General features: G+C 48.6%; 19 protein-coding genes and 2 pseudogenes. 9 read left to right on the top strand and 12 right to left on the bottom strand.

Translation table 11 applies throughout. The features are described 5' to 3' along the window. Positions 1-9: 9 nt before the first annotated feature. Positions 10-717: a septum site-determining protein MinC gene (gene minC, locus AYY16_RS04415; protein WP_067362566.1), complete on the bottom strand. Its 708-nt coding sequence runs from the start codon at positions 715-717 to the stop codon at positions 10-12. A 160-nt stretch (positions 718-877) separates the two neighbouring features. Between minC and AYY16_RS04410 the strand changes: the two genes are divergently transcribed. Genes AYY16_RS04410 through AYY16_RS21390 form a run of 5 tightly spaced genes read left to right on the top strand, consistent with a single transcriptional unit; the run spans position 878 to position 3,663 of the window. Then, positions 878-1,165 (top strand): YcgL domain-containing protein, encoded by a 288-nt coding sequence (locus tag AYY16_RS04410; protein ID WP_067362563.1) that lies wholly within the window; start codon positions 878-880, stop codon positions 1,163-1,165. Positions 1,166-1,199: 34 nt separating this feature from the next. After that, on the top strand, positions 1,200-2,294 hold the full coding sequence (locus tag AYY16_RS04405; protein WP_067362560.1) for a lytic murein transglycosylase: 1,095 nt from the start codon (positions 1,200-1,202) through the stop codon (positions 2,292-2,294). A 33-nt stretch (positions 2,295-2,327) separates the two neighbouring features. After that, entirely contained in the window at positions 2,328-2,984 is a 657-nt protein-coding gene (locus tag AYY16_RS04400; protein ID WP_067362557.1) for a fumarylacetoacetate hydrolase family protein, read from the top strand. A 52-nt stretch (positions 2,985-3,036) separates the two neighbouring features. Beyond that, complete coding sequence (locus tag AYY16_RS04395; RefSeq protein WP_067362554.1) at positions 3,037-3,483, top strand: YcgN family cysteine cluster protein; 447 nt, start codon at positions 3,037-3,039, stop codon at positions 3,481-3,483. Between the two features lie 48 nt (positions 3,484-3,531). Further along, entirely contained in the window at positions 3,532-3,663 is a 132-nt protein-coding gene (locus tag AYY16_RS21390; RefSeq protein WP_150384680.1) for a replication initiation negative regulator SeqA, read from the top strand. 49 nt (positions 3,664-3,712) lie between these two features. Here AYY16_RS21390 and AYY16_RS04390 read toward each other — a convergent pair whose 3' ends face one another. The 7 genes from AYY16_RS04390 to AYY16_RS04360 all read right to left on the bottom strand — a co-directional run bounded on the left by AYY16_RS04390 (position 3,713) and on the right by AYY16_RS04360 (position 9,473). Further along, entirely contained in the window at positions 3,713-4,117 is a 405-nt protein-coding gene (locus AYY16_RS04390) for a hypothetical protein (protein WP_067362551.1), read from the bottom strand. A gap of 116 nt (positions 4,118-4,233) precedes the next feature. After that, positions 4,234-5,010 (bottom strand): ATP-grasp domain-containing protein, encoded by a 777-nt coding sequence (locus AYY16_RS04385; protein WP_067362548.1) that lies wholly within the window; start codon positions 5,008-5,010, stop codon positions 4,234-4,236. Positions 5,011-5,361: 351 nt separating this feature from the next. After that, entirely contained in the window at positions 5,362-6,132 is a 771-nt protein-coding gene (locus AYY16_RS04380; protein WP_067362545.1) for a class I SAM-dependent methyltransferase, read from the bottom strand. 9 nt (positions 6,133-6,141) lie between these two features. Next, positions 6,142-6,483 (bottom strand): cupin domain-containing protein, encoded by a 342-nt coding sequence (locus AYY16_RS04375; RefSeq protein WP_067362542.1) that lies wholly within the window; start codon positions 6,481-6,483, stop codon positions 6,142-6,144. A 161-nt stretch (positions 6,484-6,644) separates the two neighbouring features. Next, positions 6,645-7,385 carry an ABC transporter ATP-binding protein gene (locus AYY16_RS04370; protein ID WP_067362539.1) on the bottom strand — a complete coding sequence of 247 codons (741 nt, stop codon included), beginning with the start codon at positions 7,383-7,385 and terminating at the stop codon, positions 6,645-6,647. After that, the gene (locus AYY16_RS04365) at positions 7,382-8,392 is read right to left on the bottom strand and encodes a FecCD family ABC transporter permease (protein ID WP_067362536.1); all 1,011 of its coding nucleotides are present in this window, start codon (positions 8,390-8,392) and stop codon (positions 7,382-7,384) included. The genes AYY16_RS04370 and AYY16_RS04365 overlap by 4 nt, the downstream gene beginning before the upstream one ends. Beyond that, positions 8,385-9,473, bottom strand: coding sequence for an ABC transporter substrate-binding protein (locus AYY16_RS04360; RefSeq protein ID WP_067362533.1), 1,089 nt, complete (start codon positions 9,471-9,473; stop codon positions 8,385-8,387). Before AYY16_RS04360 ends, AYY16_RS04365 begins: the two co-directional genes overlap by 8 nt. A gap of 99 nt (positions 9,474-9,572) precedes the next feature. Between AYY16_RS04360 and AYY16_RS04355 the strand changes: the two genes are divergently transcribed. Next, complete coding sequence (locus AYY16_RS04355; protein WP_067362530.1) at positions 9,573-10,289, top strand: Crp/Fnr family transcriptional regulator; 717 nt, start codon at positions 9,573-9,575, stop codon at positions 10,287-10,289. Positions 10,290-10,439: 150 nt separating this feature from the next. On the opposite strand, the gene AYY16_RS04350 is transcribed toward AYY16_RS04355, so the two are convergent. Together AYY16_RS04350 and norR are read right to left on the bottom strand one after the other, a co-directional pair. Then, complete coding sequence (locus tag AYY16_RS04350; protein ID WP_067362527.1) at positions 10,440-12,494, bottom strand: TonB-dependent receptor family protein; 2,055 nt, start codon at positions 12,492-12,494, stop codon at positions 10,440-10,442. Positions 12,495-12,726: 232 nt separating this feature from the next. Then, a pseudogene (gene norR / locus AYY16_RS04345) lies at positions 12,727-14,248 on the bottom strand (nitric oxide reductase transcriptional regulator NorR). Between the two features lie 179 nt (positions 14,249-14,427). Here norR and norV point away from each other — a divergent pair. From norV to ytfE, 3 genes and pseudogenes are all read left to right on the top strand, one after another. Then, positions 14,428-15,961: pseudogene (gene norV, locus AYY16_RS04335) on the top strand (anaerobic nitric oxide reductase flavorubredoxin). Then, on the top strand, positions 15,958-17,094 hold the full coding sequence (gene norW, locus AYY16_RS04330; RefSeq protein ID WP_067362518.1) for an NADH:flavorubredoxin reductase NorW: 1,137 nt from the start codon (positions 15,958-15,960) through the stop codon (positions 17,092-17,094). The pseudogene norV and the gene norW overlap by 4 nt, the downstream one beginning before the upstream one ends. Positions 17,095-17,139: 45 nt before the next feature. Then, the gene (gene ytfE, locus AYY16_RS04325; protein WP_067362515.1) at positions 17,140-17,802 is read left to right on the top strand and encodes an iron-sulfur cluster repair protein YtfE; all 663 of its coding nucleotides are present in this window, start codon (positions 17,140-17,142) and stop codon (positions 17,800-17,802) included. Between the two features lie 73 nt (positions 17,803-17,875). Here ytfE and AYY16_RS04320 read toward each other — a convergent pair whose 3' ends face one another. Together AYY16_RS04320 and AYY16_RS04315 are read right to left on the bottom strand one after the other, a co-directional pair. Continuing rightward, positions 17,876-18,163, bottom strand: a complete 288-nt coding sequence (locus tag AYY16_RS04320) for a hypothetical protein (RefSeq protein ID WP_067362512.1) — start codon at positions 18,161-18,163, stop codon at positions 17,876-17,878. Positions 18,164-18,510: 347 nt separating this feature from the next. Continuing rightward, positions 18,511-18,828: a type 1 fimbrial protein gene (locus tag AYY16_RS04315; RefSeq protein ID WP_067362509.1), complete on the bottom strand. Its 318-nt coding sequence runs from the start codon at positions 18,826-18,828 to the stop codon at positions 18,511-18,513. Between the last annotated feature and the right edge of the window lie 410 nt (positions 18,829-19,238).

Here is a 19,238-nt window from a genome sequence, read left to right as displayed (position 1 = left end):
GTTAAAGGTCTATATTAGATTGTTGATAGTGAGTTCATTATTAACCAGACTGAGATTGACGGCTTTCCCGGTAAATTCCGCCGGGATTTGATCGCTCAGCCAATATTGTCCGGCAATAGAAATCAGTTCCGCATGCAGGTGAGAGCAGAAAATCCGGCACTCTGTATCACCGGCAGCGCCTGCCAGCACACGTCCGCGCATCAGGCCATAAATATGAATATTGCCATCTGCGATAAGCTCAGCACCTGCGCTGACATTGGCGGTCACAATCAGGTCACTGTTAGGCGCATAAATTCGTTGCCCGGAACGGACAGGGACGGTAATCAGTTTGGTTTTTTGCGTATCCGGTGAAGTGACCGGTGCGGCTGCCTGCTCTGACACATCCGGCTCAGCCGTAACGGGTCTGGCACTTTTCCCTTCACTGAGAAGCGGAATACCGCTGCGGATAGCCGCTTTGCGCATTTTTTCATTCTGACAGCCGCTGATCCCGACGACAGACAGACCGGCCTCAGCCACTGCCCGGCAGATAATTTTCAGGTTTGCACCGGATGAAATCTGACTGACATTCAGGACAACAGGCGCATTTTGGAAAAAAGCGGGCGCCTGCCCGACTTTCTCGCGGACTGCCTGTTCAATAATCTGAGGATCCTCATTATTTAAATGAAGAACCGAAAGCGTAAAATTACTGCCTTTTAACTCAATTGGCGATGATGACATCTGTCCGACTCAATGTAATTAAACGGCCCGGTATTCAGACATACACAAATGATACGGCTGAGACACAATGCCGGGTGACGATTTTATCAAAAACAATAGCATGTTATAGTTACTGCCATTTTCTAGCAAGTCACGATTTGATTTATACGGGATAATTCCAATGTTGTGTGCAATTTACAGAAGTCCTAACCGCGATCATACCTATCTCTATATTGAAAAAAGAGATGACTTTTCACGCGTGCCTGAAGAATTGCTGAAAAGCTTCGGTACACCGGCGTTCAGCATGCTGATTAACCTGGCAAATCGCGACAAACTGGCAAATGCGGATATTGAGAAAGTAAAACAGGCATTAACCGGGTCCGGTTATTATCTTCAATTCCCGCCACCGGTGGAGAATTTATTAACGGAATACCGGGATTTATTTGATATTCAGGATAAATCTGAATAATTATGTCTGCCAAACAGAAAGAAAGGATATCGTTATGCGCCTGACATTATTGTCTTCCGTTATTATTGCTGTATCTCTTACTGCATGCAGCGCATCTCAGCCACTGGTATCGACGTCCAAAGGATTGATTGCATCAGCACCGGCAGCAAAACCTGCTGCACCGCGCCTGGCTGTCAGCGATTTACAGCGTGATTTCCCTGCGGACTCCCGGACGGCAGAGCAATTTCCGGCCTATGCGGAACAATTAAAAACGATGGCGCGTCAGGAAGGCATAAAAGAAGCGACACTGACCCGTGCTTTTGAGAATTTTCATTTTATTGAACGTGTTATAACGTCTGATAAAAACCAGCCTGAGAAGAAAGTTACACTCGATGATTACCTGAACCGCCGTGTCACCAGCGGAGCAATAAGCACCGCAGTGAAACAATATGATGCGAATACCGCTATTCTTGATCGTATCAGTCAGAATTATGGTGTTCCGCAGGAATACATTGTTGCGTTGTGGGGGCTGGAAAGCGGCTTCGGGCGTTATCAGGGTAAAGAGGATGTAATTTCTGCGCTGGCGACACTGGCTTATGAAGGCCGCCGTGAAGAGATGTTTGTAAAACAATTTATCGCGGCATTGCAGATTATTGATGACGGGCATATTCCGGCGGACCAGCAACTGAAAGGCTCCTGGGCGGGGGCGATGGGACAGAACCAGTTTATGCCGACCAGTTACCTGACTTATGCGGTTGATGGTGACGGTGACGGCATTGTTGATATCTGGACAAATAAAGCCGATGTCTTTGCCTCCACGGCGAATTATCTGGCAACAGAGGGCTGGGTAAAAGGGTTGCCGTGGGGTTATGAAATCACATTACCGGCAGATTTCGATCGCACAATTGAAGGTACAAAGGTCACACAGAGCAAAACATTGGCGCAATGGAAAGCATTGGGTGTGATCCTTCCTGCTCAGGCAAATCTTCCTGATAACATTCCGTTGTGGCTGGTTGTGCCGGAAGATAACCGGGGGCGGGTGTATCTGGTTACACAGAACTTTATCACTATTATGCACTGGAACCGCTCGTATTTCTTTGCGCTCAGTGTCTCGCTGATGGCGGATAATATCGGGGCACGGATCCGGTAAAATAATCAGTATAAAAAATTAAGGGGTAAAACTATGTATCAGCATCGTGACTGGCAGGGCGCTCTCCTCGACTTTCCTGCAGGTAAAGTGGTCTGTGTGGGGCTTAATTATGCGAAACATGTCGCAGAGATGAAATCTCAGACAGCCGCAGAACCCCTTCTTTTTATTAAACCGGAAACGGCACTGTGTGATTTACGCCAGCCCGTTGCCATCCCGAAAGAGTTTGGTGAAGTGCATCATGAAACTGAATTGGCGGTGCTGATTGGCGCGCCACTGAAACAGGCAAATGAAGATCGCTGCGCCCGTGCCATTGCCGGGTTTGGTATCGCGCTTGATTTAACCCTGCGGGATGTTCAGAGTAAACTGAAAGCTGCCGGACAGCCGTGGGAAAAAAGCAAAGCCTTTGATGGTTCAGCGCCGGTATCCGGTTTTATTCCGGTTAATGAATTTCCGGACCCGCAAAATGTCACGCTGAGCCTGACCGTCAATGGTGAATTACGCCAGCAGGGCAATACCCGCGATATGCTGACGCCGATTGTGCCGCTGATAAGCTATATGTCCCGTTATTTCACCCTGCGACCGGGTGATATTATTCTGACGGGAACCCCTGAAGGCGTCGGACCACTGGTATCCGGCGATATGCTGAAAATGGCAGTTAATGATTATATGCTGACAACCCGGGTTATCTGATGGTTGTCGCGGTAAAAGATAAAAAATAAAAGATATAAAAAGGAAATATAAAATGTCTGAACCATTCTGGACGGTGAAAACCCTCGATGAAATGAGTGATGAAGAGTGGGAATCACTGTGTGATGGCTGCGGACAGTGTTGTTTGCAGAAACTGATGGACGCGGACACCGATGAAATTTATTTCACGGATGTTGCCTGCAATCAGCTGGATATTAAAAGTTGCAAGTGCCGCCATTATGAAGACCGGTTCCGTTATGAGCCTGATTGCATAAAACTGACGCGTGAAAACCTGCTGACATTTGACGCCTGGTTGCCGTTAACCTGCGCATACCGCCGGATTTCAGAAGGGAATTCATTACTACCCTGGCATCCGTTAATCAGCGGATCAAAATCCCTGATGCACCAAAACGGTATTACCGTGCGTCATATTGCCGTGCCGGAAAGTGTGGTTCAGAACTGGGAAGATCATATCCTGAATAAGCCCGAGGGTGGGTTGTAATTTATTGATTTTTAAGTTAATCAATATAGGTCATTAACGGCATGGGGCATGGGTGGGGCATTTTGCGTGAATGATGCATTCAAAATGTCCATCTGGCTGCTGTTATTGTCAGCGCCCCATTCAATTAATCCGGAAATGACTGCTGAAGTGACAGAAAAAACACAGGGGTTACTGAGTTGACCATTCTGCGGTCCGGAAGCGCTTAACCGCAGATTAGGTAATTGACATATTATTTCCCGAAGCAATCACTTTTATCAAGTTTAATTGTCGCGATAGGAGTACCTGATTCATCTCGGTATGCGTGTTTAAATTTAATGCCGTCATTCAGTAATTCTGATAATTCTTCGTTTTTACAGTCTCTTTTGATTAATTCATCGGTTGCAGTGGCACAGAAAGTAGTTATATCAATATCCGCGGCGTTAACTTTGGATATTTTATAATTATATATCATGGTTTTACCTTCAATATCGGTATTTTCCAGGGTAGTAAACCGATCAAGCTTAATTGGAGTCAGTTCATTGATTTCATTTGATGATTTAACTAATTTCTCATGAAGTGAGTCCGTATTGAGGTAAAAGAATAGTAAAAGTGTGCCAGCAATAAAACCTAATAAGACTAATAGTTTCTTTTTCATAAAAATCCATTTGAGAATTAATAATTATTGTAGTATTTCATACTAACTACAGTAAGTTGGGAAGCGAAGTTTTTCATAAAATGCAGCATGACCTGAATATTAATATATTATTTTTGCTATTGATTTAGCATTGAAATAAATTTCTCCATATCCCATTCTTTAATATCTGACACCTGCCCGTCACCAATTTCAATCAGTCGTAGCTCACTCTCTGTATTTTCTGCGATATCGACAGAGAAGAAAGGGGTGTTTATTTTATCAGCAATATCATAGACAATGTGCGGGATGTTATTATCCGCTGAATATACAATTTTGTTAAGGATAAAATACCGGCGCTCAGTGTTCTCAATAAAATATTCAATATGACGCAGACAGACGCCACCTTCAATTTCTCCGCGGTAATGAGCAATCAGTTTAATTATTTCCCGTATTTCATCTGCATTTTCAGCGATCGACCCCCGGTTTGTTGTCAGTGACTTTACATAATCTTTAACAAAGTATGCCGGCCATTGAAGGTCGCAGATTAATTCATCAAAATTTGCATCGGCTGATGTAATAACGGTTTCCGGTGTAAATTCCCGGCAACGCTCATACCAGCCGGTAATATGATGATTTCTGATGTAATCATCAACGGAGCTCAGCATGGTACCGCCGTGCAATGCAATCGCCCGGTGTAATTGCTGATACTCTTCAGTATTCAACATCCACCCGCGCCAGATAACCGGGATATCAGGTTCGAATGTACCGGAAAATTGATATTTTCCCGTTACCGTACTTTCCGGATGAAGTAACAGGCAGGGAATGTGTTGCTTTTTCGCGAAATAATATTCCTCCTCAAAAATATCATCCGGAAGAGCAGGGTTTGAATAGTTACCAGGGTATATTATTTGCATTTTTCACCAATATAGTTAATTGTAAAAAAGAATAGTTACGTTATATCGGGAGTATGTTTAATGAAGAGTAAACAAATATTGAAAATAATGTTTATTATTACGGATAACAAATACATCAAATATTAATTATTCGATGTATTTCTTTATTCATTCAAACAGCAGGTTCGTTGGCGCAGGGAAGCCTACCGGGTCACATACTTATGTATGCTCCCCGTCTGTCTTCCCTTGCCGCCTTCCTGCATCTTGAATGACGTTGGGTATATTATTATGGATAACAAATACATCAAACGTTAATTATTCGATGTATTTGTTATTTTTTGATATTACCTTACAACCCGATATTTCACAGGCTTACTTCGTACTGACCACCGCAATATACCGCAGCCGGTCGCGGTTTGCCCGGAAGTGGCGGAACATCTGTAAAAACTGCGGGCGGTTCTCTTTTTTCAGTGCGTTGCGGATTATGTTCAGTGTACCGGTAATACCTTCGTCGTGCAGCATGCCTTTCGGGGTCATCAGTGTCATCGCACCTTCAGAGCGGATCACATCACAAAACCCGGCATCACGGAACAAGGCAAGCCAGTCGTCGCTGAGCATCGGCTGCGCTTTTACGTGGATTGCTGCCTGCATTTCCTGTGTGACGCACTCTTCCTCACGCGGGGTGGTCAGGGCGATATCATGTGTCAGCAGACGCCCGCCCGGTTTCAGTACCCGTAAATATTCCTGTACCAGACGTGCTTTGGCTTTATCTGCATACATGGTCAGCATTGCTTCATTAATCACAACATCAAAATGGTTATCCGGAAACGGCAGTTTTGAGGCATCGGCTTCCTGCACGGTAACCAGGTGCGATAATCCGTTTTGCAGAATATTTTTCCGCGCATTGGCAAGTGCTTGTTTATCCATATCAATACCGGTGATATGACACTGAAAGCGCTGTGCAATTTCAATGGCTGTCGTACCCATATTGCAGGCAATTTCCAGTACGCGGCTGTCAGATTGCAGCCCGCTGTGCGACAGCAGCCATTCAGTAGCAATCCGTCCGCCGGGACGCAGACGTTTTTTGCCCAGCCGCGCCAGAAATTTGTGTCCGGCTTCATGACCTGTGTGTGTGCTTTCCATCAGTTTATCCTATTTGGTTTCCGGTTCGCGTAACATCACCAGCAGCATTTTTGCCTGCTCCGGTGCATCAACCGCATGAGGAATATTGGCAGGCATACGGATGATTTCACCGGGTTTGGCTGTCACCGGAACACCGGCGATAGTCAGGGTAAGACTGCCTTCCGCCACCATAACAATGGCGTCAAACGGTGCGCTGTGTTCAGACAGAGCCTGACCTTTATCAAAGGCAAACAGAGTAATGTTACCGCCGCCGTTTTTTGCCAGCACGCGGCTGGAAATCCCTTGTTCAGTGTAGTTCACGAGATCGGCGATAATCAGAGCTTGTGCCGGGGTGATAGTGTTGTCGCTCATAATAAGTGTCCTTATATTCCCTTATTCATTCAAACTGCAGGTTCGTTGGCTACGCTCAGCCCGCCGGGTCACATAGTTTACCTATGCTCCCCGGCGGTCGGAGCTTGCCGCCTTCCTGCATTCTGAATGACGTTGGGTATAGTTAAATGTTGTTGCTGTTGTCAGCGGAACAGCGGGATAACCCCGCAGGTCTGCCGGTTCTCAGATGCTACCTGTGTGACTGCCACAGGTATTTGGTACAATTTTTCAAGATTTTCAGCGGTAAGCATACTGTTGCTGTCCCCGAACTGTGCCTGTGTGCCGCTGAATAAAAGTAATGAGTAATCAGCAATATGCAGGGCGTGTTGCGGGTAATGACTGGTGAATAAAATCGTTTTTCCGCGCTTAGTCGCCAGCATTTTCAGCACAGACAGCACGGTGTCCTGATTGGCTAAATCGAGGGCGGAAGTTGGTTCGTCGAGGATCAGTATTTCCGGCTCTCCTGCCAGCGCGCGGGCAATCATCACCATCTGTTTTTCACCGCCGCTGAGCAAATTGAAAGATTTGTCTGCAAACTGGGTTAACCCGAGGTCGGCGAGCGCCTGATCGGTAATGTCATGGTCATGCCGGGAAGGCGAGGCATACCAGGGCAGGTGGCGCACACGTCCCAGACTGACCATGGTACGGACGGAGTAATTAAACAGCGCACCACTGAGTTGCGGGACATATGCCGCCGGAGCATTCAGTTTTACGTTGCCGGTCGCCCCTTTTTGCAGATTAAGCAGCAGGCGCAGCAGCGTGGTTTTTCCGCGCCCGTTCGGGCCGAGAACCGCCGCGACAGAGCCCTGCGGCTGACTAAATGTTAATTTATCAAACAGCGGGCGCTGGCCGGTGTGATAGCTGAGCTGATTAACGCGGATCATAAATCAGCTACCTTTTTATTCATGGAGTGAATGAGCAGGGCAAAAATAGGTGCGCCGATCAGAGCAGTTATCACACTCAGCGGGATTTCAGCACTGGTCATGCTGCGGGCGAGGGTATCGACGGCGATCAGATAAATCGCCCCTGTCAGCGCACTGGCAGGCAGAAGCACGCGGTGGTCGTGTCCGCTTATCAGCCGCGCAATATGCGGGATAATCAGACCGACCCAGCCGATAGTGCCGGAAACCGCAACAGTGGCGCTGGTAATTAATGTCACGCAAATCAGCACTGTCCAGCGGGTTGCGGTGACCGGTAATCCCAGTGCCTGTGCGTTTTCTTCACCCAGGGAGAGCACGTTGATGCGAAAACGCAGAGCAAAAATAATCCCTCCCGCGATAACCACAACCGGAAGTAACACGCTGACTTTCAGATACGTGGCGGTCGCAAAACTGCCCATCAGCCAGAAGACAATGGTTTGCAGGGTATTATTCGGATCAGCGAAATAGGTGATAAGTGAAATAAGGGCGGCAAAAAAAGCATTGATAATGACACCGGCGAGGATCAGCATCAGCAGGCTGCTGCCGTGGCGGTTTAATCCCAGCAGAAACACCAGAACAATGGCGAGAAGCCCGCCGAGAAAGGCAAAGCTGATCGTAATAAAGAGGGATGAAAAGAGCAGCAGAGCCAGTGCGCCACCGAGTGCAGCCCCGGAGGATACGCCGATGATCTGCGGACCAACCAGCGGGTTACGGAAGATCCCCTGCAATGCCGCCCCGGCAACAGCCAGCCCGGCACCGGCTAATCCGGCGATCAAAATGCGCGGCAGACGGACATACAGCACCACATTTTCAGCGGTACGGCTGTAATCGCCGGTGGTGTTGCGTCCGGTCAGGGTGTCGGACAATATCTGCAAAACGGTGGTGAAAGAGACATAATAGCGCCCGGCACAGAGAGCGGTAAGTACCGTGGCAAGCAACAGGATGGTGAGCAGGATCCAATGATTACGCATCAGATTTCCCCATCAGTCTCAGGTAATCGTGTCCGGATCGGTTAAGATCAAGGTGCAGAATGCGGTCGATCTCTTGTTCACTGAGTGTGTAATTATAAAGCTGCTGATAGCGCAGGCGGATCTCATCACGTAACGGGAATGTGGCAGATTCAGGGTGGAATATCTGTGCCAGCCATTGCCAGTAAAGCGGGGTTTCCTGATTGGGTGCATCCCAGATAAACCCGCCGATCGGCAGTTTATAGACGCGTTTATTTTTGACCGCTGTGACGTCACTGAGCATCGGGTTGTTATAGATATCAGATGGTGCAAGTCCGGCTTCAAAGTTACCCAGCAGAATGATTTGCGGATCCCATACCAGGATCTGCTCAATATTCAGGGTGCGGGGACCGGTCAGGTCGCGGTTGAGACTGATGCCCCCGGCAAGGGCAAAATCCGCATTGTTATGTGATGCCGCACCAAAGGTCTGAATACTTTGTTTAAAGTGAGAGAGATAGAGCACGCGGGGTTGTTCTGATTCGGGGATGGCCGCGACACTGTTTTCCAGCTGTGCAATAACTTCATTGCGCCAGGTGATAAGCCCGGCGACTTTATCATTTTTACCGAGGGTTTTACCCATCAGCGTCAGCCATTCCTGTGTATAGGCTTCTTTGCCGTAATCCAGCGTTGCAACTGTCAGACCGGCGTTACGCATCGGCGCAATAATATCGTCACCCCGGTGTCCCCATTGCCAGACTAAATCCGGCTGAACAGAGAGCAGGGCTTCAACATTAGGCGCAAAATCATTACCGACCATATCACTGCGCACAGACAAGACATCCGGAAACATCACACCGAGCATGCCCTCGCGGGCGGCAACACCGGCAAACGGATGCATGCCGACCAGTTTGCGACTGCTTTCATCCACTCCCGCCAGCATGGAGGCGGCGGGGATAGGGATCACGACAATGCGCTCTGCCGGTGCGGCTAACTGAACCGGTTGCTGTGACATATCCGTAAAGCTTACTGCGGCGTCAGGTGCGGCATACGCGGTGCTGCAGATGAGCAGCAGAGCAGGTGTCAGCTTAAAAACATTAATGATCATAAGGTTATCCGGGAGTTATTTTTAATAATTAAATTGATAATGCGATTTATTATCATTTATAATCGCATCCATTCTAGGCGGCACTGAGAGGAAAGCCCTATGACATTTGTCAAAAATACCGTTTACCCTGCGCGGCAAATGGCGATCCTCCGATCGTGCCCGCTGTTTCAGGCCGTTTCGGATGAATCCCTGCCGCTGGTGCTGGCAAACAGCAGTTATCTTGCGTTTACGGCAGGGGAATTGATTAACCACGAAGGTGAGTTGGTAAAAGCATGCCCGCTTATTATTTCCGGACAAATAGATGTATTCCGTCATACCTGGTCCGGTGAAGAGAAAGTGTTCGGCATGTTTACGGCGGGTGAGCTGGTGGCTATTGCGGCGATATTTATGCCGCACAACCGGTATCCGATGAGTCTGCGGGCGCGGACAGACGGGGAGGCGCTGTTGCTGGATAAATCCGCCATTTTGCAACTGTGTCACGCCTGTCCGGCGATCATGGCGCAGCTACTCTCCCGTTTCAGTCTTAAATTGTATGAAAATATCAATCATATTGACTGGCTGACGTCCAGTTCGGCAGAGCAGAGGTTGGCAGCGTATCTGCTGGATCTGAAACGGTGTCAGCAATCTGACTGTGTTATTTTGCCGTTATCGCGCGGGCAGCTGGCGACAAAACTGGGGGTGCGCTATGAAACCCTGAGCCGGTTATTTTCCGGCTGGCGGCAGAAAGCGTTTATCGGGATAGATAAAGATGCGGTGCGGATAACGAATGAATCCTATCTGGCAGAGCTGGCAACGCCCTCACAGCGCCCGTTCTGATATTTTTTGGCAGAAGCGCGGATAATCAAAAACCAGATACTCTAAATAATTCATACTCTAAATAATTCATACTCTAAATAATTCATACTCTAAATAAGTCAGGATGCCTGAAGTCAACACCCGGGCATCCTGAAGTATGACGAGTATAAATCAGAAATTATAGGTAACACCACCATTCACACTAAAGCCCATGCCAGGGAAAAGCGTGCTGTCTTTGGCAGTCACAGAGCGGTTTGCCACAGATGTCGTCGCGTAGTGCTCATTGGTCAGGTTATCCAGCGACATATAGAGTGACCAACTGTCCGCAGGCTGATAGCTGCCTCTCAGACCCAGCACGGCATAATGTTTGCGTTTCTGAATATCAAGATGGTTTTCGTGATCGACAGCCATATCAGTCGGTGCCCAGTGAATATTCGGACCGAAACGCCAGTTGCCGGTGCGGTACATCACTTCGGCTGACACCATATTACGTGGGATCCCCGCAATATAATTGCCGTTGTATTCACCGCCCATAAAGCGGAAATCATTCCAGGTCCAGGCGAGTTTATATTCCACATCACCGGGTCCTGCCGCAATAACGCCGTTCAGCCCGGCTTCCAGTCCCTGATGGCGGGTTTTGGCGGCATAGTTAAAGACGCCGGTGATATTGCCTTCGGTATCATATGTGGTGATGTATTCATCTTTGATGATGCTGCGGTACAGCGCCACATTCCATTTCAGTTGTTCTGTGAAGTCACCGTCACCGCCGATTTCAAATGTAATGCCTTTCTGTGGATCGAGTTTTGTCAGCTTGCCGTCTGATGAATTGATAATTTCATGGAAGGTGGCGGGCTCCTGACTGGCGCTGATGTTGGCAAACCAGCGCTGATTATCAGCCGGATGCCAGATAACCCCGGCTTTTGGTGTCCAGAATGTCCAGCTTTGATCCAGCGTATCGGTGCCGCTGCGTTTTTCAACATCCCGGCGGGCGTGAGTGGATTTTATATCCAGGTTCAGTGTCAGTTCCGGGGTCAGATGAATACCGGTACCGGCGGAGGCATAAATATTATCTGCGCGCCCGTCAAATTTTCCGATAGGGGTTTTATCCATCGGCGTACCGCGCCGGTTCTGCATCAGATTTGTATCCAGCCCCATATGATCCGCCGCCAGTGCTGCGCGCCAGGTCACAGGATCTGTTTCCATCTGCCAGGTCAGTTGCGCACCTTCGCTGTGGCTCTGACTGAAACGATAGTAAGCCGGGGTGGTAAAATTATCATGTGTGCGGATATACCAGACCCCGGCACTGATGTGCTGATTATCCATCTGCCAGTCTGTGCGGTTGGCAACCCGGAGCTGTTCAACATTGCGGTGTGGGTCGCGCAGCCAGACCATCGGATAGACTTCAGTCGGATCACTGTCCAGTACGGCTTCAGAAACGGGACCCGCCACATCAAAGCGCAGATCAGTCCAGCTCAGCCAGGTCCGGTTTTCAACATTATCCCCGACATAACCGAAATTAGTGCGCACCGTTTTGCGCTGTGAAGATGAATGCTTGCGGTAGCCGTCAAAATGGTCGTAAGTGAAATTGATGCGCCCGTCGAATTTGCCGTCATCAGAAACACCGCCAAAGGCAGTTTGCAGACCTTCACGCCCGTAAGAGCCGTACTCATAGCGCAGCCGTCCCTGTTCATCGCGTCCGGTATAAGAGATAAGATCCAGCTCGCCGCCCAGGGTGTTACTTTGCGGATTAAGACTGTTTGCGCCGCGCCGCACACTGATCATCCGGGCATCCCGCATTTCCAGGGTGCTGATATGGAAACTACCGTCCGCATCTGTCACCGGCAGTCCGTCCTGCATAAGTAAAATACCGCGTGCCAGCGGGGCGCTCTGCACACCGGAGCCACGGATATTCAGGCGGGGCTGATCAATACCGCCGAAAAAGTTTTGCACCAGTACGCCGGGCTGATAATCCAGCGCATCATGCAATGTGGCAAGGCGCGTATCTTTTTCAACGATCACCAGATTGGTGCCGCCCGCGACACTCTCCAGTTTCTCTTTTTCCTGTTGTACACCGGGCGCTGTCGTACTCTGGCGCGGGGCGGTGACGATAAGCGTATCCGCCGGGGTGTCTGTGGCGGCAGCATGAACAACGGCTGCCGGTGCGGCGGTACTGAGTGTAAGCGCAAGACAGTGTGTCAGCCTGCGGCGGTTTTTTATTATCTGCATTATCCCTGACCTCGTTATGGAAATGATTCTCATTTTTATTTGAGGGCATAACATAGTGCAGGGAATGGGTGTCATCCTATGACATTTGTCAAAAATGGCGGATATACCCTTATTCATTCAAACTGCAGGTTCGTTGGCGGCACAACGCCCGCCGGGTCACATACTAATGTATGCTCCCCGTCTGTCTTCCCTTGCCGCCTGCCTGCATCTTGAATGACGTTGGGTATAAGGGTTATTTTAGTTCCAGGCGGCGTGCCAGCCGGTGCAGATTTCCGGCATCAATTCCCAGCGCGCGGGCGGTTGCCGCCCAGCTGTTATCACAGCGGGTAAGTGTGTCGCGGATAAGCCCGGTCTGAAAGGTATCTGTTGCACTGCGCAGATCCTGCTCTGTAATATCAGGCGTTGTCTCCGGCTCCGGCGTTTGTGGTGCATTTCCCGATTCAAAATGATGAGGTAACAAGAGGATTTCATCACTGTTGCCGGTCGCACGGGCGAGGACAATCGCGCGGTGAATGGCATGCTCCAGCTCCCGCACATTGCCCGGCCAGCGGCAAATGCAGCAGTGCGCAGCGCAGCGCCGGGCTTATCACGACCTGCGGCAGATTAAATGTCAGGCGGTAGCGCTCACAGAAATAGCCGGTCAGCAGCAGAACATCCTCTTTCCTGTCACGCAGCGGCGGCACCTGAAGCGGAAAAATACTCAGCCGGTGAAACAGATCCGCGCGGAAATTCCCGGCGGCAACTTCTGCCCGCAAATCGCGGTTGGTTGCTGCCAGTACACGGACATTCACCCGCAGCGGGCGATCGTCACCCACGCGCTGAATATCACCGTACTGCAATACCCGCAGCAATTTTGCCTGCAATGCAGGGGAGAGTTCGCCGATTTCATCCAGGAACAGGGTGCCGTTATCCGCCATTTCAAATTTTCCGCTGCGGTTGCTGATAGCCCCGGTAAATGCGCCTTTTACGTGACCGAACAGTTCACTTTCCGCGACCGTTTCCGGCAGTGCGGCACAGTTGAGATAAACCAGCGGGTTTTCCCGTCGGGCAGATAATTCATGGATGGATTGCACCACCAGTTCTTTCCCGGTCCCGGTTTCGCCGCTGATCAGGACATTCATCTCAGCGCCCGCGACAATGGTAATTTCTTTCTTTAACTGCAACATGCAGTCAGAAAGCCCGATAATATCGGTTTTTCCGGTCTGTGTTCCTGTGGCGATACCGGCGGACGGGCTGAATGCCAGTTGCTGGCTCTCTAACTGACCAATCAGTAAGGCATTATTTAATGCCCCGGCGGTAAGGGCGGCGATCAGGCGTAATTCTTCGTCACTGAAATCATCAAACTGATCCGGCAGCAGACCATCAAGAGTCAGTGCGCCGATAAGATTTTGCCCGGCAAACAGCGGCAGCCCGACACAGGCATGGACTTTCAGATGAATATGGTCGGGGATAAGCCCGTCGTAAGGATCGGGTAAATGGCTGTCCGCCGGGAAACGGACAATATCCCCTGCGCGGGCAATGGCTTCCAGGCGGGGATGTGCATCCAGGGCAAAGCGGCGACCCAAAACATCCTGCGACAATCCGTCTATCGCCAGCGGGATAAACTGATGCGGCTCATAGTGCAACAGGGCGGCGGCATCACATTTGAGCACATGGCGCAGAGTGGCGATCAGCCGCTGGAAACGATCCCTGTGACCAATATCCCGCTGCAATGCAATAGCAATACCGGTTAATACTTCAACTGAAAATCCCATGCTTTCCTCCGCTGTCAATATGACAACACAATGTCATATTGACAATGAAATGGACAGTCATTTTGACATTGATTTTTTATATCAAATTTAAAATACGTTTAAAATCAACAAAATAAAAGTTGGCACGCAAATTGATTATCTCTGTACAACGAAGCATAAAAACAGAAGGTAAAAATCAAATGGCTATTCATGTAAAAAACAATGTTCACTGGGTCGGACAACGTGACTGGGAAGTGCGTGATTTTCACGGGACAGAATATAAAACATTGCTGGGCAGCAGCTATAACAGCTATCTCATCCGTGAAGAAAAAAAATGTGCTGATTGACACGGTCGATCATAAATTCAGCCGGGAGTTTGTGCAGCATCTGCAAACACAAATTGACCTCAATGACATTGATTACATTGTAATTAACCATGCAGAAGAAGATCACGCCGGTGCGCTGACTGAGCTGATGAGTCATATTCCGGACACGCCGATTTACTGTACTGAAAATGCGATTGATTCCATTAACGGGCATCATCACCACCCTGAATGGAATTTCAATGTGGTAAAAACCGGAGACACTCTGGATATCGGCAATGGCAAGCAGCTGATTTTTGTCGAAACCCCGATGCTGCACTGGCCGGACAGCATGATGTCTTATCTGACCGGTGACGCGATTTTATTCAGTAATGATGCCTTTGGTCAGCACTATTGTGATGAGCGCCTGTTTAATGATGAAGTGGATCAGACTGAGCTGTTTGATCAATGCCAGCGCTATTATGCCAATATCCTGACACCGTTCAGCCGTCTGGTCACGCCGAAAATCACTGAAATACTGGGATTCAATCTGCCGGTGGATATGATCGCCACGTCGCACGGTGTGGTCTGGCGTGATAACCCGACACAAATTGTGGAGTGGTATCTGAAATGGGCGGCAGATTATCAGGAAGACCGCATCACTATTTTTTACGACACCATGTCCAACAATACCCGCATGATGGCAGATGCTATCGCACAGGGTATTAATGAAACTGACCCGAATGTGATGGTGAAAATCTTTAATGTCGCCCGCAGCGATAAAAACGACATTATTACCAATGTGTTCCGTTCAAAAGGTGTGTTGGCGGGCTCATCCACCATGAATAATGTGATGATGCCGAAAGTGGCGGCAATATTGGAAGAATTGACCGGTCTGCGCTTTCGTAACAAAAAAGCGGCGGCATTCGGCAGTTACGGCTGGAACGGCGGCGCGGTTGACCGCGTACAAACCCGCCTGATGGATGCCGGGTTTGAAACCTCCATTGCGCTGAAAGCCAAATGGCGCCCGGATATGGATACGCTGGAAGTTTGTCGTCAGTACGGGCGTGATGTGGCACGGCAGTGGGCTACGGATACATTACCTGCGGTGACAAGACCGGCAGCACCAAAACCGGCACCGGTTGTGGCAACATCCCCGGCTGCACCGGCGGTAAATGATACAGATAATAATGCAGGCAATAAAACCACAAGTGACACTGTCACTAACTCGGTTACTGAACCTGCGGAGCAAAATTTGGGTCCGTGTATGCAGTGCAGTGTCTGCCAGTGGATATACGATCCGCTGAAAGGTGAGCCGTTACAGGGTGTTGAACCGGGTACACCATGGTCTTGTGTGCGGGATGGCTTCCTGTGTCCTGAATGTTCTCTCGGTAAAGATGTTTTTGATGTTCTGGCATCGGAGGCGGCATGAGCGCAGGCATTGTGATTATCGGCGGGGGCTTTGCTGCCCGCCAACTGGTGAAAAATATTCGCAAGTCTGACAGTCAGGTGCCGCTCACTGTTATTTCAGCGGACAGTATTGATGAATATAACAAACCTGATTTGAGCCATGTGATAAGCCAGAACCAGAGCGCGGCAGATCTCACCCGCCAGTCAGCGGATGAATTTGCAGAGCAATTTAATGTGCGGCTGTTTCCGCATACCCGGATCAGCGGAATTGATGCGCAGCAGCATAGTGTCAGCAGCCATAATCAGCAATGGAACTATGACAAACTGGTGCTGGCGACCGGTGCAACACCTTACCGCCCGCCGGTTGAAGGCTCCTCTCTGATGCTGACTCTGAACAGCCGTGAAGAGTATCAGGCTCATGAAGCGCAGATCCGGCAGGCACAGCGGGTGCTGATTTTGGGCAGCGGGCTTGTCGGCACTGAACTGGCGATGGATTTCTGCCGTGCCGGTAAAATCGTTACCCTGGCAGATATGGCGGGCAGTATTTTATCCTCCCTGATGCCGGCAGAGCTCAGCAGCCGTTTGCAGCATTCGCTGGCGCAAGCCGGGGTCCGGGTACTGAACCGGGCACAATTACAATCACTGACATCAGATGCAGACGGAATTTGTGCCGTATTTGACCATGACTGTGTGACCCGTGCAGATGTGGTGATCGCCGCCACCGGTCTGCAACCGAATATCAGCCTGGCAAAAATGGCGGGACTGGACACCCGGCGCGGTATTGTGGTTGACCGGACATTGCGTACTTCACACCCAGATATTTACGCGCTGGGGGATTGTGCCGAAATCGACGGACAGGTACTGCAATTTCTGCAACCCATTATGCTCAGCGCCGTCAGGCTGGCAAAAAATCTGACGGGTGAGCAGGGAACATTGGTTCTGCCGCCGATGCTTATCCGGATAAAAACCCCGGATATGCCGGTTCAGCTGGCAGGGAATTTTCATCATCCGGATCTGCAATGGACGATTGATATCAGCAGCACAGGAATGACAGCAAAAGGGCATGATACCACCGGAAATCTGCATGCATTTGCGGTAACAGAGTCCCGGCTGAGCGATGCTTTTACCTTGCTGCGCCAGTTACCGCAGTCATAAATTATGGCGTTACTAATTAAAACAAACTGAATCCCGGGGCAAAAAATGACATTACGTGAAAAAACATTAGGCGAACTCGCACTCTCTATTAATGGCGCATCAGCCGTTTTCCGCCGTTATGACCTGGATTTTTGCTGCGGAGGCAAACGCACGCTGGAAAAATCCGCAGAAAAGAAAGCATTAAATATTGATGAAATAGAGCAGGCACTGCTTGCCCTGAAAGATGACGCACTGGTTCAGGATTGGCGGACTGCGCCGCTGAGCGACATTATTGCGTTTATCGTCAGTCGTTATCATGACCGTCACCGCGCACAACTGCCGGAACTGATTTTACAGGCAGAAAAAGTGGAGCGGGTGCATGCTGCGAAAGCCAGTGTACCGAAAGGGCTGACCCGGCAACTGACCGCATTGCATGAAGAACTGACCAGTCACATGATGAAAGAGGAGCAGATTTTGTTTCCGCTGATTTGTAATGGTATGGGGCAACAGGCGGCGGGGCCTATTCAGGTGATGGAAGCAGAGCATGATGCTGCTGGTGATATTGTGGAAGTGATTAAATTTATCACTAAAAATGTCACGCCACCGGAAGATGCCTGCACGACCTGGCGGGTACTGTATAACGGGATCAATACGTTTATCGATGATTTAATGGAACACATCAGCCTGGAAAATAATTTACTATTCCCGCGAGCGCTGGCTGGTAAATAATAAACCACTTTATTTCCCGGCAGAGGAAATTGTTTCTGCTGGGATTTTCATAAAAAATCGGCTGAATATACTATCAGTCAGATATCGAATCATGGCGGAACAGGGCAATATAGTTCCCGCCTTGTTGCTCTGTCATCTGTTTATCATCCGCATTCCAGCCATAATTAATGGCATGGCTGACAGCACCGGATTCGCAGGTTGTGATAATTAGTGCAGCGGCAGGTTTTGCGGAGACAACTGACAGGGCATGTGCCAGTTCTGTTAATTCATCGCGGGTAAATGACACAGACGAAAAACCGATATTCATCTTCTCTGCGGCAGTTTGTAACTGCTGTAACAGTGTCGTCGTGGTATCTGTCATTATCGGTATAATCCCTTAGTGTAAACATCCTGTTTTCATTAATATGGTTAAATATATTTAACTATATGTAACGATATCATTTTACCTGTAGTCAGACCATAAGGTGAAATCTGACTATTTGCTATCATCTTTCCGATATAGCAAATATTGCATTCTGATATGTTCCTTTACTATCCGGCAGACAGTAAAGGAACATCATGCAGTAATAAAAAAAAAGACACCCGAAGGTGCCTGATTGCGTCTGTATTACTTTATTTATTATCAGCATAAAGCTGGGGTAATCATATATTAAATATAACGTTGTTATTTTATTATTGTATTTGCTGTTGTGTATATCTTTGCCGGTATTAACGATAGCTTAGTGTGACGATGTACTTATCAGGATCTGTCGGCAGTGGCATTACCTTGGTTTCACCAATGTGGTCCGGAAGTAACGTGCCTTTGAAATTATTTCCTGCCTGCATTTTACCATTATAGGGTTCAGTCTGACCTGAGCGGTGACACTCGGTATTAATATTGCCACCTGAAATATTATAAGAACAAGGTGATTCAACCAGTGCGCCCTGGAATGATATAGTACCACCTTGCTGGCCTTGTGTTTCGCTGTGTGCAACAAAAGACAGTGCAATGCCTGCCACTAAAACTAAACGGGTTAACTTAGACATATTTTTTTTACTCTCTATTATTCGATACTAAACGAAGGTTCTCTTTTTAGTTAATGAGATACTCTTCGTTTAATAACATCACGAATGGTATTTAAAGTTAATTACGATATCCGGTTGCTGTGTCTTACTTCATGGCGAAGATAATACATCAATAAATATAAACGAAAACATAACAAATAAAGAGATACGACAGAAAAAGTAATCTGCTATTTGTCACTGTTTTATTTAGGATTGGTTTATTAAGTGTGATTTATAATGCAGTCATAAAAACAAAAATACATTACTCAATATCTATATCCTGTCCGCCCCGTTTCGGGGCTTTTTTTTTATATAAAATAAATCCACCGTCATATTGACGGATTAAACAGAGATTAACGTGATCATTGCAATACAGATGCTTTGGTTGTCGT

It is taken from the genome of Morganella psychrotolerans, from assembly GCF_001676155.1.
Classification (GTDB): domain Bacteria; phylum Pseudomonadota; class Gammaproteobacteria; order Enterobacterales; family Enterobacteriaceae; genus Morganella; species Morganella psychrotolerans.
Note: the sequence above shows the minus strand (reverse complement) of the source record. Positions and strands in the feature narration are given on the sequence as shown.